This is a genomic window from Streptomyces sp. NPDC036764 (genome assembly GCF_055609385.1).
The window spans coordinates 771,941-785,123 of the sequence record NZ_JBVJPT010000001.1 but is presented as its reverse complement, the minus strand read 5'-3'; the positions used below and the strand labels follow the sequence as shown (position 1 = coordinate 785,123).

The following is a 13,183-nucleotide window of genomic DNA, read 5'->3' as shown; positions in this document are numbered from 1 at the left end:
GGGTGTCATTCCCTGGGGAGCAGCGGTCCGAGCGGCCCGAGGTCCAGATTCAGGTCCTCGGGCCGCAGCCCGTACCGCTCGCACAGCTCGGTCATGCGGTCGTCGAGCAGCATCAGCGTCAGCCCGATCCGCTCCTCCTGCTCCTCGTCCAGTTCTCCGGTGTCGAAGCGGCGCAGCGCCTGGCGTTCCATGAGCTGGCGGAGCAACTCGACCACCGTCAGGACGAGTTTCACGAGGTCGCGTTCGACCGTGTCGGGTTCGAGGTCCAGCCGGTTGCGACGGGTCGGACGCTCCGGATGGGACGTCATGTCAACTCTCCCCAGGGCGATGGGACCTGCTCGTTGACGGAGCTGATCAATGCGTTCAGGTCGATGCGCACGAGGTCGACGTCGGCGATGCGCAAGGTGATGTCCCCGGTGACGACCACGCCCCCGGCGAGCAGCCGGTCGAGCAGGTCCACGAGGGCGATCTCACGGCGTTCGACGACGGTCACCGCTCCACCTCCGTCTCCTCCGCGAACTCCCCGGTGAAGGAATACGCCGCCCACGGTCCGGTCAGTTCGACCCGGATTCCGGGGGCGTCGTCCTTCTCCCGGTCCACGAGTTCCACGAATTCCTCGGAATCCGCGCGCGGCACCAGATAGGCGGCGTTGAGTACATTCTGCCCGGACGCACCGGAAAGCGCGGCGCTCTGCGGGGCGTGCAGCCGGGCGTTCTCGGAGAAAGTGCAAAGCGTTTCGTGCAGCCGGCCGGCGAATTCGGTGGCCTGCCGCCACACGTCCTCGTGGGCGCGCGTCTGCATTCGGCGCCGGCGCAGATAGTCACGGCCCGACCCCGCCCCGTGCTCGGGCGGGGCGGGCGCGGAGGGCTCGGCGGCTTCCGCGGGCTCTCGCTCCACGAACACCTTGACGCCCCACTCCACCCGGCCCGCGAGTTGGTCGAGGACGCGCCGGAAGTCCTCCTCGCGCGCCTCCATCATGGTCCGTACGCCGCTGTCGTCCCGGAAGACGGTGCCGAGCCGCAGCGGCAGCGGGGTTGTGACGGCGGTGAGCGCGTCGATGACCTGCTGATGGGCGCGGGCGGTGACGGTGAGCCAGTCGAGGTCCTCCAAGTGGGCGTGCAGCGGCCCCTCGGCGAAGTCCGCCTCGGGCACCGTACTGACGACGGCGACCAGGCCGTGGTGGGTGAGCTGCTTGGGCGGCGACCCGGCGACCCCGGTGAGCTGGGCCTGGAGGGCGGAGCGAAAGGGGCGGCACACGGCGTAGACGTAGCGCAGAGCGGTCATGGGGCCTCCTTCTGTCCACGGGCGACTTCCCTGGCGGGCTCTTCCCCGGCAGGCTCCAGTTGGGCCAGACGCTCACGCAACTCGGCGTTCTCCCTGGCCAGTTGTTTGCGCCGGGCGCCGGAGGACAACGCCGGGTCGTCCTCCCACCAGTCGATGCCCATCTCCTTCGCCTTGTCGACGGAGGCCACGATCAGCCGCAGCTTGACAGTGAGGAGCTCGATGTCGAGCAGGTTGATCCGGATGTCTCCCGCGATGACGATGCCCTTGTCGAGCACCCGCTCCAGGATGTCCGCGAGGTTGGCTCCGCTGCCCTGGCTGTAGGGCTCGGGCATCCTGCTGGACATGGTCATCGCCGGCTCCCGCTGCCTGCGTACTCGTCCTTGTCCTCGTCCACGTCCTCGTACTCGGCGTCTTCCTCGTACTCGGGCTCGTCCTCATACGCGTCCTCGGACTCCTCGTCGCCCTCGCCGTCCTCGGCCTCCTCTTCCTCCTCTTCCTCGTACTCGCCCTCCGGCTCGTCGTCGGAGTTCTCGGCGTCCTCGTCGCCCTCGACCTCGTCGGTGTCCTCGTTCTCTTGGTACTCCTCCTCGTCCTCCTCCGCGACCGCGTCCTCATGGGTGCGGACGACCTCGCCGTCGCGGATCTCGCCGCGCCAGCCGTCCTCGGCCTCTCCCTTGAGGGTGATGAAGCGGACGTAGTTCTTGAGGTCGAGCCGGGCCCGGCGGCCCTGGGCGCGCCAGATGTTGCCGGTCTTCTCGAACAGGCCCTGCGGGTAGTACTCGATCACCAGCAGGACGCGGGTGAGGCCGTCGGTGAGCCGGTGGAAGGAGACGACACCCTTCGTGGTGCCCTTGGCACCCTCCGAGGTCCAGGCGATCCGGTCGTCCGGCACCTGCTCGGTGGTGGTCGCCTTCCAGCTCCGGTTGGACCAGAACACCTTCAACTGCCAATCGGAGGTCGTGTCGTCGGCGCGCTTCGCGCTCTTCACGCCCTTGGCGAAGGTGCTGAAGTCCTGGTACTGGGTCCACTGGTCGTACGCGGTGCGCAGCGGCACGGCGACATCGATGTGCTCGATGATGACCGTGGGCTTGTTGCCCACCCCGCCCTTCTTCTTGCCCTTGCCACCCCCGCCGATGCTCTTGAACGCGTTCACGACATTGTCCTTCGCACGGGTTGCGCCGAGTTCCAGCGCGCTGCGCAGCGGCCCCTTGCCCTCGGCGAGCTTGCGCCCGCCGTCGAGGGCGAGCTGGGCGAAGCCGGGGCTGCTGCCGTCGGCGATGTCGTTCAGCTTGGAGGTGGTCTCGCCGAGCTTGCGGCCCGCGCCGGTGAGCAGCCGCGTGGCCTGCGCGGCGAGGTACTCCTGGAGTTCGGCCTTCAACCGGTCGGCCGCCTCACTGCTGGCCAGGCCCGACAACGGCTGCTTCGCCGCCCCGCCGGCCGCGGAACCCGCGGACCCGAGTGTCTCGGTCATGACCCCTCACCACCCTTCGACCGGCGTGCCCCGGCCGTCTGCCTGTCCGCCGACCTGGCGGCGCCCGTCCGCTTCGCCGCCGCCTTGCGCTTCGGCGCCGTCTGCTTCGCGGGGGCCTTCTTGGCCGCCTTCTTCGCGGTCTTCTTCGCCGCGGGCTTCTTGGCCGTCGCCTTGCGCGCCGGCTCCTCGGCCTCCTCGCCCTCGCCGTCCTGCGCCGACTCCTCGGCCTCCTCGCCCTCGCCGTCCTGCGCCGGCTCCTCGGCCTCCTCGCGCTCGCCGTCCCGCGCGGAGTCCTCCGACTCGTCGCGGTCCTCGCCGTCCTCGCCGTCCTCGTCCTTCGCGTCGAGATCCGGCGTGGGCACCGCGCCCGAGAGCTGCTCGCGCACCTCGGCGGTGCGCCCGTGCAGCCGGTCGGCGAACGCGTCGAGCTGCCGCTCGACCAGCGCCCCCGAGGCGGCCTGGCCGACGCCGCGCAGGTCCTCGCGGAGCTGCTCCCCGATCTCCTTGAACTGCGGGTTGTCGCGCAACTGCCCGGACACCAGCTCCATGACCCCCTGCGGAGTCAGATGCATGCGTTTGCCGGCCACCAGCGTGCCGAGCGCGAACGCCAGTTTCATCTTCTTCGTACGTCCGAGGACGTATCCGGCCCCTACCGCGAGGCCCAGTCCCACTCGGTTCATCATGCCGTCCCGTCACTGTTCCCGTAGCCTGCGCGCAGCCCGATCTCGAGCCGGTCGAGGAGTTCGTCCTCCTGGCGGTCGAACTCCTCCTCGTCGATCTCGCCCGCGGTCAACTGCTCCTCCAGCCGTGCCAGTTCGGCGCGCACGGCGTTCGGGTCGTAGTAGACGCGTTCCGCTTCGCTCAGCACCTGTCTGATCACCCATCCGCTGCCGCGCACGGGGGCGAACGGCAGCAGGAGTACCTCTCCGATCAGTCCCACGACCTCACTCCTTCGCGATCTCCGCGCCGCCCGTGGTGCCGGCGGGCTCGGCCGGGCCGGGCTCGACGAAGCTGTACGGCGGCAGCGGGCCGTTGACGCGCAGTTCGAGATGCGGATGGCCCGAGCGGAGCTGTTCGACCGCGGTGAGGAACGTCTCGGCCTCGTCGCGGTCCACCAGGAAGGACACGTTGGCGAGCCAGCCGCTTGACTCGGGGCCGACGCTGACGGCGGCAGCGGCAGGTTCCAGGGTGTGCTGCACATCGGTGGCGTCGACGGCCTCCTGGGCCTTGACGGCGGCGGCCACCATCTCGCCGAGATGGAGCCGCTGCTCGTAGGTGCCGCCGCCGGCCTGCCGGTTGGCCTCCGACATGGCCCGGACCTGCGGGTTCTCGGCCAGCACGAGGTGCAGCACGGCCTCTTCGACGTGCGTTGCCTTGACGTTGTACTCGGCCTTGCCGTCCAGGGCCCTCAGACGTTCCTTGTAGTGCTCGGAACGTTCGGCCAGGACCGAGCTGACCGTGTCGTCGTCGGGGGCGACACTGCCGAAGCGCATGGGCAGCACACAGCCGTCCGCGCCGACCTCGGCGAGCACGCTGGAGTGGGCGAGCAGTTCCCTGCGCTTGGGGCGCAGCCCTTCGGGCGCGTCGCTGACGAGAGCCGCCAGTTCGCCCTGCTTCAGCAGGCGCACCGGCCGGGGCGGGTCGCCCACGCCTGCCATTTCCTTCGACGGCGCGGGATGGGAGCCCGCGGTGATGCCGTACACGTACGTGCTCACTCCTGCTCCTCCTTCCTACGCGACGTGGTGGACTTCCGGGTGCGCTGCCTGGGCCGCTCCTCGGTCTCCTCACGTGCCTGCTTGAAGGCATCGGAGACGGTCTCGGCTGCGCCGGACAGCGCGCCCTTGGACTTGCCGCGCGCACCGGACTCGGTGATCTCGCCGACCAGGTCGGGCAGGCCCGGGGCCTTGCGGGGCCCGGCCTCCAGATCGAGCCGGTTGCACGCCTCGGCGAAGCGGAGATAGGTGTCGACACTGGCCACGACGATCCGGATGTCGATCTTGAGGATCTCGATGCCCACCAGGGACACCCGGATGAACGCGTCGATCACGAGCCCCCTGTCGAGTACGAGTTCCAGTACGTCGTAGAGGCCGCTGCTGCCGCCTCCGCCGCCGGACTGCTGTGCCGGGACAACGGTCATAAGGGCCGTTCCTCCTTGTCGCGGGACGGTGTACTGAGCGGGGTGCGGCCGGCCTAGCGGCCGCCTGGCCTGTGCGCGTCGGAACGCCCACGCTCGTAGCGGCGTACGCGCCGGTATCCGGTGAGCTGCCCCTGCGGGTCGAGATCGACCTGGTAGCTCGCCATCAGGCTCATCGTGTCGGGTACGCGGGTCAGTTCCAGGACCTCGATCTCGAGGGACCAGCCGTCCTCCGTCTGTTCGAAGGACGTCACCTTCTCCGCGTTCGCACCGGTGAGTTCGCCGAGCTGGGTCCGTGCCTGACGCAGGACCTCCATGGGGGCCGGACGTTTGTCCGCCCCGCCTGTATGCCGTCTGGATGTTTTGGGTGTGTTCTGTGAATCATTCATGGCGCCTCCTGCGCCGAGTGGCCTGAGAGGCGTGGGTCAAACACGTGATTCGGTGTTGGTGCCGGTGGTGCCGGTGGTGCCGGTGGTGCGGGAGAGTCGGCAGTGCAGGGTGAGGCAGGCCTGATCAGTGAGGCACAGGGGGTTCGCGGTGTCGTCGCGGACCGTGTGGCGGACCCTGCGGTCACCGTACGACCGCCTCCTCCACCAGCAGCTTGCCCGCGGCGGCGATGGACGCGGCGTCGATGCCGGCCGCGTGCAACTGCTCGTCCGGGGACGCCGAGCCCGGCATCGTGCGCACGGCGAGCCGCACCAGGCGCGGCACGGGACGGCCGTCGAGGAAGGCGTCCAGGACGGCGTCGCCGAGACCGCCCTCCTCGTGGTGGTCCTCCACCGTGAGCAACAGGCCGGTGTCCTCGGCGGCCTGACGCAGCGTCGGGCGGTCGACGGGCTTGACGGAGTAGAGGTCGATCACCCTGACGGCAATGCCCTCGCGGTGCAGGACGTCGGCGGCGGCGAGCGCCTCGTGCACGGTGACGCCTGCCGCGACGACGGTCAGCCGGTCGTGGTCCCCGGCGCGCAGCACCTTGCTGCCGCCGACCGGGAACTCCTCGTCGGGCCCGTAGATCACCGGACCGGCGCCGCGCGAGGTGCGCAGATAGCGGATGCCGTCCAGCCCTGCCATGGCGACCACGAGCTTCGCGGTCTGGTTGGCGTCGCACGGGTACAGCACGGTCGAGTCGTGCACCGCCCGCATCATCGCCAGGTCCTCCAGGCCCATCTGGCTCGGCCCGTCCTGCCCGATGGCGACACCGGCGTGCGAGCCGACGAGGTTGATCCCGACGCCGCTGACCGACGCCATGCGCACGAAGTCGTGGGCGCGGGTCAGGAAGGCCGCGAAGGTCGAGGCGTACGGCACCCGGCCTCGCGTGGCGAGCCCCACCGCGGCGGCGACCATCTGCTGCTCGGCGATGTAGCACTCGAAGAACCGGTCGGGGTGTTCCTTGGCGAAGAACTCGGCGCGGGTGGAGTCGCTGACCTCGCCGTCGAGGGCGACGACGTCGAAGCGTGCGGAGCCGAGGGCGGCGAGCGCCTCGCCGTAGGCGTTGCGGGTGGCGACCTCGTCCCCCTTCTCCCAGCGGGGCAGTTCGAGGTGTCCGGCGGGCACGGAGTGCAGGGCGCGGACCGCGGGCGGCTCGTGCACCCGGACCCGCAGATCGCGTGGTCCGCCGAGTTCGGCGATGGCCGCCTCGGCGTCCGGCAGCGGCTTGCCGTGCAGTCCCTCGCGGTCCTCGACGTCCGAGACGCCCTTGCCCTTGAGGGTGCGGGCGAGGATGACGGTGGGCTGCCCGGTGGTGGAGCGGGCCTCCCCGTAGGCACGGTCCACGGCGTCCACGTCATGTCCGTCGACCTCCACGGTGTGCCAGCCGAACGCCTGGAAGCGGCGGGCGTAGGCGTCGAGGTCGTGACCGTGCCGGGTCGGGCCGCGCTGGCCCAGCCGGTTCACGTCCACGATGGCGGTCAGGTTGTCCAGATGCTCGTACGCCGCGTGTTCGGCGGCCTCCCACACGGAGCCCTCGGCTAGTTCGCTGTCCCCGCACAGCACCCACACCCGGTAGCCGGCGCGGTCCAGCCGCTTTCCGGCCAGCGCGATGCCGACGCCGATCGGCAGCCCCTGCCCGAGCGAGCCGCTCGCGGTCTCCACCCACGGCACCCGGCGCGGGGTGGGGTGCCCTTCGAGGCGGCTGCCGATCCGGCGGAAGGTGAGCAGCTCGCCGTCCTCGATGGCGCCGACGGCCTTGTAGGCGGAGTACAGCAGCGGCGTGGCATGCCCCTTGGACAGGACGAACCGGTCGTTGCCCGGGTGGGCGGGCCGCTCGAAGTCGTACCGCAGATGCCGTGCGAGGAGAACGGCCATCAGATCCGCGGCGGACATCGACGACGTCGGATGCCCCGATCCCGCGGCGGCGGACGCCCGCACACTGTCCACCCTCAACTGCTGGGCGAGCTCGGTCAGTTCGGCGGTGTTCATGAGTCTCCTTCAGAGGAGGCGGGCGTGCCGGGTTTCGGCGGGGCGAGCGGTGTGGGGTCCCTGGGACGCGGCTTGTGGACGGCCGGGGCGTCGGAGGAGGAGGGGCCGGCGTCTGCCGCGGTGGCGGCGCGCGGGCCGTGATGTGCTCCGGCGCCGGAGGGCGGAGCAGGGTGCGTGAAGGTGCCGGAGGACGGCTCGTGGCCCTCCGGAAGGTCCGGCCGGCACACGGGCCCCGGGGGTTCGGTGTGCTTGGCGGCGTCGGGGTCCTGGATGAGGTCCGGCGGCTCTGATCCCTCACCGGCGTGCGGCCGGCTCCCCTCGCGCGGGCCTCGGGACGGCTCCGAACGCCCCGCCCGTTCCTTCTCGGGGCCGCCCGGCACCCGGGCCACCTCGGGCGAGGCCGTGTCCAGCGGAACCGACCACGCCCGCACGAGGCCCAACTGGACGGCCTGGCGCGGCAGTACGGCGTCAAGGAGCCAGTCGGCGGCGACGCGGACCCGGTTGCCGGGCATCGCGGCGAGGTGGTAGCCGCGGGTGACCGCCCCCGCGGCCACACCGGACAGGGGGATGCCCAGCGGGTTGGCGGCGGCCTTGACGCCGCCCAGGTCGACGACGAAGCCCAGGTCACGGTGGCGGTAGGCACGCCGCTCCGCCAGGCCCAGTGACGCGGCGACGTTGTGCGCCACGGCCTTGCCCTGCCGCCAGGCGTGCTGGGCGGTCATCGGCGTGTACGTGCCGGGCTTCTCCAGGTCGGGCACGGCGGCCGCGTCCCCGGCGGCGAACAGTCCGGGCCGGCCGGGCACCTGAAGGTAGGGGTCGACGAGCAGCCGGCCCTTCTCCAGGGGCAGTTCGAGCGAGGCGGCGAGCGGATCGGGCCGTACGCCGACGCACCACACGAGCGTGCGGGTGTCGACGAACTCACCGTCGGTCAGCAGCACCCCGCGATGCGTGGCCTCCTGCACGGAGGTTCCCGTCCGCACCTCGACGCCCCGCTGCCGCAGGACCCGGTCTGCCGTGCGCGACAGCTTCTCGTCCAGCTCCGGCAGGACCCGCTCGGCGGTGTCGAGCAGCAGCCAGCGCGGCCGCATACCCGCCCGCAGCGGGCGCCTGCGGACCTGGGAGTCGGTGAAGAGCTTGCCCTGCGCGGCGACCTCGGTTCCGGTGTATCCGGCGCCGACCACGACGAACGTGCAGCGTGCCGAGCAGCTCGCGGGGTCGTCGGCCGACGCCGCCAGCTCCATCTGCCGGATCACGTGGTCCCGCAGGTACAGCGCCTCGGGCAGGCCGCGGAAACCGTGCGCGTGCTCGGCGACGCCGGGGATGGGCAGCAGCTTGTTGACGCTGCCCGCGGCGAGGATCAGCCGGTCGAAGGACAGGGTGCCGCCGTCGCCCTCGGGACCCGTGTAGCGCACGGTGTGCCCGTCGAGATCGACCGCGTCGGCCTCGCCCAGCACGAGCCGCACGTCCGGCAGCGTGCCGGATAGCGAGACGGTCACCCTGCGTGGCTCCAGGATGCCGGCGGCGACCTGGGGCAGCAGGGGCAGATACAGGAAGTAGTCGGTCGGGTTCAGCAGGGTGATGTCGGCTTTGTGCCGGGTGAGCCGGGACAGGACGCGGGCCGCCCGGTACCCGGCGAATCCGGCGCCGACGATCACGATGCGGGGTCGACTCACGGTGCGCCTCCGACGCTGTCGCGTACCTCGGGAGCCTTCCGCGTCCCCCGGGCCAGGGGCGCCAAACGTCCGCCGGGCAGCCCCGGACTTCCGCTCCGTCGCCCGTCCGGCCCGGTTTCCCGCGGTGCCTGCGGGTACCCGGACGGCGATCCGTCCGCGCCGCCCCGGCGGCAGTCCCGGAGGTGTTCCGCATGCCCGCGTACGACGAGGTCACGGCGAGCGAGGAGTGCCGTCCCGCCCGCCCCCGGGCGCACGGCGCGCCGGCGACGACAGCGGTGACGGGGGACGGGCCGGCGCGATGAAACTCCGCCTCCCCGCGGTGTCCGTCTACACGGTGCCCACCGACGCCCCCGAGGCGGACGGCACCCTGGGCTGGAACTCCACGACCCTGGTGATCGCCGAGGTGGCCTCGGGCGACTCGACCGGCACCGGCTGGACGTACGGCCCGGCGGCGGTCGGCGATTTCCTGCGCGACCATCTGGCTCCGCTGATCGCGTGCCGTGGCGCCCTGGACGTCCCGGCGGCACACGACGCGATGTGCCGCGCGGTCCGCAACGCGGGCCGGCCGGGGATCGCCGCGTGCGCGATCTCGGCGCTGGACATCGCCCTGTGGGACCTCAAGGCCCGCCTCCTGGAGCTGCCGCTCGCGAAGCTGCTGGGGGTCTGCCGGGAGCATGTCCCCGTCTACGGCAGCGGCGGCTTCACGACGTACCACGACAAGCATCTGGCCGCGCAGCTCAACGGCTGGGTGCACGGCCAGCACATTCCGCGCGTGAAGATCAAGATCGGCGAGGACCGGGGCCACGCGACGGTGCGCGACCTGGCCCGCGTCCGGACCGCGCGCCAAGTGATCGGCCCCGAGGCCGAGTTGTACGTGGACGCCGACGGCGCCTACACCCGCAAACAGGCGGTCCGCGTCGGCCGCCGGCTCGCCGAGATGGACGTCGGCTGGTTCGAGGAGCCGGTGCCCTCGGACGATCTGACGGGTCTGCGGCTGATCCGCGACAGCCTGCCGTGCGACGTCACGGCAGGTGAGTACGGCTACGACCTCCCGTACTTCGCCCGCATGATCTCGGCCGGAGCGGTCGACTGCCTGCAGATCGACGCCACCCGCTGCGGCGGTCTGACGGAGTTCCTGCGTGCCGCCGCCCTGGCGCAGGCCCACGGCCTGGAGGTCTCGGCCCACCGCGCCCCGCACGCCCACGCCGCAGTGGCCGCCGCGATCCCCAACCTGCGGCACATCGAGTGGTTCCACGACCACGTGCGCCTGGAGGACATGCTGTTCACCGGCGCCCTGGACCCGACGGGCGGCACGATCACGCCGGTCCAGGGCCTCGGGCACGGGCTGACGTTGCGCACGGAAGAGGCGGAGCAGTACCGGGTCGCGTGACGGCGCCGGTCGACGGCCCGCGCGTCAGGCCCTGTGGTGCGGCTGCTCCGGGTCGATGCCGTCCGGCTGCTGCGCCGGCGTCCCGGCCGTGTCCGGCGCTCCCGCCTGCGGCGGTGCGGGCGGCATCGGCGGATACGGCATGCCGAGCCCGCCGGGCGCGGTGCCCGGCGCCGTGTCGCCGAGGGCCTGCCCGTGCGGGGTCCCGGCCGCCGCGTCCGGCGCCGGCCGTGCCGCGCCGCGCAGCAGGTACGCCAGCACGCCGAGGATCACCGCGGTGATCAGCGCGGCCGCCCAGTCGGGCAGCGCGGCGGCGAGGCCGAGCCCCATGGCGAGCGCGAGGGCCGCGCCCGCGTACAGGGCGACGGCACCGGACCCGGCGTACAGCATGGCGCGACGGCGCTGCCGGCGCGTCTGCTCGCGCAGTTCGTCGCGTACGGTCTCCCGCGCCACCTGCGCCAGCTCGTCGACCAGTTGCTTGTCCAGATGCTCAAGATGATCCAAGCGATCCATGGCCATCGGGTACCCCTGCCGGCATGGGCGTAACGGGGAGTGAGGGGATCGCGTGAAACGATCTCCGTGTCCGGCCGCTCCCAACTAGGCTTCCCGCATGGACATTCTGGGAGCCACGCTGCGCGTATGCGTCGACGACCTGGAGACCGCGGTCCCCTTCTACGAACGCCTCGCCGGCGGCAGAGCACTCCGCTTCGAACGCGGCGGCGTCCAGGTGGCCGCGGTCGGCTGCTTCCTGCTGATGAGCGGCCCCGCGGCGGAGCTGGAGGTGTTGCGCAAGGTCGCCGCGACGATCGCCGTCAAGGACGTCGAGGAGGCCCGCCGGGTGCTCAGCGAACTGGGCGCGCACATCGTCGCCGGGCCGGTGGCGACTCCGGTGGGCCGCAATCTGATCGCGATGCACCCGGACGGCGCGATCTACGAGTACGTGGACCGTCAGGAGTAGCCCAGGGCCGTCACGACCACGTCGGTGAGCAGCGCCCCGGCCGTGCCCTCCGGGTCCAGGTCGGGGTCGTAGATCGTGACGTTGAGGCCGACGCAGTGCGCGGAGGCGAGCAACGGCCGCAGCAGCGCGACCAGTTCGTCGGGTGTGAGGTCGTCCGGGTCGGGGCTGTCCACGGCGGGCATGACGGACGGGTCGAGGACGTCGGCGTCCAGGTGCACCCAGAAGCCGTCCAGTTGCGGGACCTCGAAGGCCTGCCGGGTGACGGTCGCCAGTGCTTCGGCGCCCCATTCGCGCAGGTCACCGACGGTCACCACGGGGATCTTAAGCTCGGCGAGCTCGGCGCGGTCCTCCTCGAAGCAGTCGCGGATGCCGAAGTACCGCACGTCCTCGTCCCGCAGATAGGGCCGCAGCCCCTCCAGGTCCGTCAGGTCCTCCTGCCTGCGTCCGGTGGCGAGGGCGACCTCCTCGCCGCCCGCCGCGCCGACCCGGTCGGAGTTGCGGGGGTGCCAGAAGTCGGGTGAGGCTCCCCCACAGCCTTAAGGGCGTGGGAGGTACCCCCATCGACGGCCAGCCCGTACCGGCCGGCGCGGCGCAGCGCGAGGGCCGCGCCGAGGTTGATCGAGCAGTCGCCGCCCAGCACGAGCGGGAAGTCGCCGGCGCGCACATGCTGCTCGATGCGGTCGGCCGGCTTGCGGGTGTAGGAGGCGAGGGCGGCCGCGTTGAAGACGCCGTCGCCCTCCTGCCAGTCCCCGCGGTCGTAGCGCGGCGGGACCACGACCCCGCCCTCCAGCGCAGCGCGGCCGCTGCGCGATCCGCTGCTCCCGCAGCGCTCCGGCGAGCTTGTGGCAGCCGGGCACGGTGCCGGGGGCGGGCGGGCGCAGGCCCAGGTTGGAGGGGGCGTCGAGCACCACGATATTCCGCGTGCGCCCCATCCTCGCGGACGTAGAGTCGGCCCTCAATGCCGATACACGGGAGCGGGAACATGAGCGAGCAGCACACCTACCGGGTGATCGTCCGGGGCACCTGGGACGGGCTCACCGACGAGGCCCGGGCGCGGCTGCTCGCCGAGGCCGGCGGGCACGGTCTGACCAGCATGCGGTTCACCGAGGAGGGGTCGCTCTCCTACGAGCCGTCCCCGCTCAAGCACTTCTCGATGCGCTATGTCGTGCGCTCCGACGCGGCCGACGGCGAGGAGATGGCCGGCGCGCTCGCCGAGGACCGGGCCGAGAGCGCGCTGCGGGAGCTGGGCTACGGCTTCAGGGATCTGAGGTCGACGGTCACGGACCTCGACACGATGAAGATCAACCGGAAGTCCGCATCTCGGCGGTGATCGCCCACCGTTCGTGGTCGCGCCAGGCCCCGTCGATGTAGAGCATGTTCGGCGAGAACCCCTCCAGGCGGAAGCCGCAGGCGCGGGCGAGGGCGATGGAGCCGGTGTTGGCGGGCTGGACGTTGATCTCCAGCCGGTGCAGCCGCATCGGGCCGAAGGCGTGCCCCACCACCAGGTCGAGTCCTTGCCGCATCAGGCCGCGGCCGGCCGCGTGGACGAAGGCGCCGTAGCCGAGGGCGCCGCTCTTGAAGGCGCCCTCGACGATGTTGTTGATGTTGACGAACCCGGCGATGCCCCCTCCGTCGTCCTTCGCGCAGACAAGGAACCCCGCCTTGGTCGGATCCTCGATCAGTCGCCCGGCATAGGCGGCGTAGGCGGCGTTGCCGTCCGGCGGGAAGAGCCACGGACGGTGCAGTTGCCTGCTCTCCCGGGCACGCGCGGTGAACTCGGCGGCGTCCTCGTGGGTGAAGTGACGTATGCCCACGCGTGGGCCTTCGGCGAGATAGCGGGACGCGGGGTGCGGCATTG

The 13,183-nt window shown here is 71.8% G+C and carries 17 protein-coding genes and 1 pseudogene; 3 read left to right on the top strand and 15 right to left on the bottom strand.

From position 1 onward, the window contains the following. Positions 1-5 precede the first annotated feature (5 nt). The 12 genes from ACZ69Q_RS03405 to ACZ69Q_RS03350 form a co-directional block, all read right to left on the bottom strand. Positions 6-308, bottom strand: a complete 303-nt coding sequence (locus ACZ69Q_RS03405) for a gas vesicle protein K (protein WP_471035588.1) — start codon at positions 306-308, stop codon at positions 6-8. Then, positions 305-493 carry a gas vesicle protein gene (locus tag ACZ69Q_RS03400; RefSeq protein ID WP_031475810.1) on the bottom strand — a complete coding sequence of 63 codons (189 nt, stop codon included), beginning with the start codon at positions 491-493 and terminating at the stop codon, positions 305-307. The genes ACZ69Q_RS03405 and ACZ69Q_RS03400 overlap by 4 nt, the downstream gene beginning before the upstream one ends. Then, positions 490-1,284, bottom strand: coding sequence for a GvpL/GvpF family gas vesicle protein (locus tag ACZ69Q_RS03395; RefSeq protein ID WP_471035581.1), 795 nt, complete (start codon positions 1,282-1,284; stop codon positions 490-492). The genes ACZ69Q_RS03400 and ACZ69Q_RS03395 overlap by 4 nt, the downstream gene beginning before the upstream one ends. Further along, complete coding sequence (locus tag ACZ69Q_RS03390) at positions 1,281-1,634, bottom strand: gas vesicle protein (RefSeq protein WP_471035578.1); 354 nt, start codon at positions 1,632-1,634, stop codon at positions 1,281-1,283. Before ACZ69Q_RS03390 ends, ACZ69Q_RS03395 begins: the two co-directional genes overlap by 4 nt. Beyond that, entirely contained in the window at positions 1,631-2,755 is a 1,125-nt protein-coding gene (locus ACZ69Q_RS03385) for an SRPBCC family protein (protein ID WP_471035574.1), read from the bottom strand. The genes ACZ69Q_RS03390 and ACZ69Q_RS03385 overlap by 4 nt, the downstream gene beginning before the upstream one ends. Next, positions 2,752-3,435, bottom strand: a complete 684-nt coding sequence (locus ACZ69Q_RS03380) for a DNA primase (protein WP_471040020.1) — start codon at positions 3,433-3,435, stop codon at positions 2,752-2,754. Before ACZ69Q_RS03380 ends, ACZ69Q_RS03385 begins: the two co-directional genes overlap by 4 nt. Then, complete coding sequence (locus tag ACZ69Q_RS03375; protein WP_471035570.1) at positions 3,435-3,695, bottom strand: gas vesicle protein GvpG; 261 nt, start codon at positions 3,693-3,695, stop codon at positions 3,435-3,437. The genes ACZ69Q_RS03380 and ACZ69Q_RS03375 overlap by 1 nt, the downstream gene beginning before the upstream one ends. 4 nt (positions 3,696-3,699) lie before the next feature. Next, positions 3,700-4,470 carry a GvpL/GvpF family gas vesicle protein gene (locus tag ACZ69Q_RS03370; RefSeq protein WP_471035567.1) on the bottom strand — a complete coding sequence of 257 codons (771 nt, stop codon included), beginning with the start codon at positions 4,468-4,470 and terminating at the stop codon, positions 3,700-3,702. After that, complete coding sequence (locus ACZ69Q_RS03365; protein ID WP_471035563.1) at positions 4,467-4,892, bottom strand: gas vesicle structural protein GvpA; 426 nt, start codon at positions 4,890-4,892, stop codon at positions 4,467-4,469. The genes ACZ69Q_RS03370 and ACZ69Q_RS03365 overlap by 4 nt, the downstream gene beginning before the upstream one ends. 53 nt (positions 4,893-4,945) lie before the next feature. Next, positions 4,946-5,278 (bottom strand): gas vesicle protein GvpO, encoded by a 333-nt coding sequence (locus ACZ69Q_RS03360; RefSeq protein ID WP_471035557.1) that lies wholly within the window; start codon positions 5,276-5,278, stop codon positions 4,946-4,948. A gap of 181 nt (positions 5,279-5,459) precedes the next feature. After that, positions 5,460-7,307 (bottom strand): transketolase, encoded by a 1,848-nt coding sequence (locus tag ACZ69Q_RS03355; RefSeq protein ID WP_471035554.1) that lies wholly within the window; start codon positions 7,305-7,307, stop codon positions 5,460-5,462. Next, complete coding sequence (locus ACZ69Q_RS03350; protein WP_471035550.1) at positions 7,304-8,980, bottom strand: NAD(P)/FAD-dependent oxidoreductase; 1,677 nt, start codon at positions 8,978-8,980, stop codon at positions 7,304-7,306. Before ACZ69Q_RS03350 ends, ACZ69Q_RS03355 begins: the two co-directional genes overlap by 4 nt. Before the next feature lie 298 nt (positions 8,981-9,278). Here ACZ69Q_RS03350 and ACZ69Q_RS03345 point away from each other — a divergent pair, with 298 nt between their 5' ends. Continuing rightward, positions 9,279-10,370, top strand: coding sequence for an enolase C-terminal domain-like protein (locus ACZ69Q_RS03345; protein ID WP_471035544.1), 1,092 nt, complete (start codon positions 9,279-9,281; stop codon positions 10,368-10,370). 24 nt (positions 10,371-10,394) lie between these two features. Here the strand turns inward: ACZ69Q_RS03345 and ACZ69Q_RS03340 are convergent, their stop codons facing one another. Continuing rightward, complete coding sequence (locus ACZ69Q_RS03340) at positions 10,395-10,880, bottom strand: phage holin family protein (RefSeq protein ID WP_471035539.1); 486 nt, start codon at positions 10,878-10,880, stop codon at positions 10,395-10,397. A 97-nt stretch (positions 10,881-10,977) separates the two neighbouring features. Here ACZ69Q_RS03340 and ACZ69Q_RS03335 point away from each other — a divergent pair, with 97 nt between their 5' ends. Beyond that, a complete protein-coding gene (locus ACZ69Q_RS03335) occupies positions 10,978-11,325 on the top strand; it encodes a VOC family protein (RefSeq protein WP_471035535.1) in 348 nt (115 codons plus the stop codon). On the opposite strand, the pseudogene ACZ69Q_RS03330 reads toward ACZ69Q_RS03335, so the two are convergent. After that, positions 11,316-12,257 (bottom strand): annotated as a pseudogene (locus tag ACZ69Q_RS03330) (arginase family protein). The gene ACZ69Q_RS03335 and the pseudogene ACZ69Q_RS03330 sit on opposite strands and share 10 nt — an antisense overlap. Before the next feature lie 50 nt (positions 12,258-12,307). On the opposite strand from ACZ69Q_RS03330, the gene ACZ69Q_RS03325 reads away from it, so the two are divergent. Then, positions 12,308-12,655: a DUF6204 family protein gene (locus ACZ69Q_RS03325; protein WP_471035529.1), complete on the top strand. Its 348-nt coding sequence runs from the start codon at positions 12,308-12,310 to the stop codon at positions 12,653-12,655. Here ACZ69Q_RS03325 and ACZ69Q_RS03320 read toward each other — a convergent pair. Continuing rightward, a complete protein-coding gene (locus ACZ69Q_RS03320) occupies positions 12,627-13,181 on the bottom strand; it encodes a GNAT family N-acetyltransferase (protein WP_471035526.1) in 555 nt (184 codons plus the stop codon). The two genes, ACZ69Q_RS03325 and ACZ69Q_RS03320, sit on opposite strands and share 29 nt — an antisense overlap. Positions 13,182-13,183: the final 2 nt, after the last annotated feature.

What these genes read in the sequence shown, in the direction of transcription:
- ACZ69Q_RS03405 (WP_471035588.1), bottom strand. Translation starts at nt 308, where the DNA reads ATGACGTCCCATCCGGAGCGTCCGACCCGTCGCAACCGGCTGGACCTC.
- ACZ69Q_RS03395 (WP_471035581.1), bottom strand. Translation starts at nt 1,284, where the DNA reads ATGACCGCTCTGCGCTACGTCTACGCCGTGTGCCGCCCCTTTCGCTCC.
- ACZ69Q_RS03390 (WP_471035578.1), bottom strand. Translation starts at nt 1,634, where the DNA reads ATGACCATGTCCAGCAGGATGCCCGAGCCCTACAGCCAGGGCAGCGGA.
- ACZ69Q_RS03385 (WP_471035574.1), bottom strand. Translation starts at nt 2,755, where the DNA reads ATGACCGAGACACTCGGGTCCGCGGGTTCCGCGGCCGGCGGGGCGGCG.
- ACZ69Q_RS03380 (WP_471040020.1), bottom strand. Translation starts at nt 3,435, where the DNA reads ATGAACCGAGTGGGACTGGGCCTCGCGGTAGGGGCCGGATACGTCCTC.
- ACZ69Q_RS03365 (WP_471035563.1), bottom strand. Translation starts at nt 4,892, where the DNA reads ATGACCGTTGTCCCGGCACAGCAGTCCGGCGGCGGAGGCGGCAGCAGC.
- ACZ69Q_RS03360 (WP_471035557.1), bottom strand. Translation starts at nt 5,278, where the DNA reads ATGAATGATTCACAGAACACACCCAAAACATCCAGACGGCATACAGGC.
- ACZ69Q_RS03355 (WP_471035554.1), bottom strand. Translation starts at nt 7,307, where the DNA reads ATGAACACCGCCGAACTGACCGAGCTCGCCCAGCAGTTGAGGGTGGAC.
- ACZ69Q_RS03345 (WP_471035544.1), top strand. Translation starts at nt 9,279, where the DNA reads ATGAAACTCCGCCTCCCCGCGGTGTCCGTCTACACGGTGCCCACCGAC.
- ACZ69Q_RS03340 (WP_471035539.1), bottom strand. Translation starts at nt 10,880, where the DNA reads ATGGATCGCTTGGATCATCTTGAGCATCTGGACAAGCAACTGGTCGAC.
- ACZ69Q_RS03335 (WP_471035535.1), top strand. Translation starts at nt 10,978, where the DNA reads ATGGACATTCTGGGAGCCACGCTGCGCGTATGCGTCGACGACCTGGAG.
- ACZ69Q_RS03325 (WP_471035529.1), top strand. Translation starts at nt 12,308, where the DNA reads ATGAGCGAGCAGCACACCTACCGGGTGATCGTCCGGGGCACCTGGGAC.
- ACZ69Q_RS03320 (WP_471035526.1), bottom strand. Translation starts at nt 13,181, where the DNA reads ATGCCGCACCCCGCGTCCCGCTATCTCGCCGAAGGCCCACGCGTGGGC.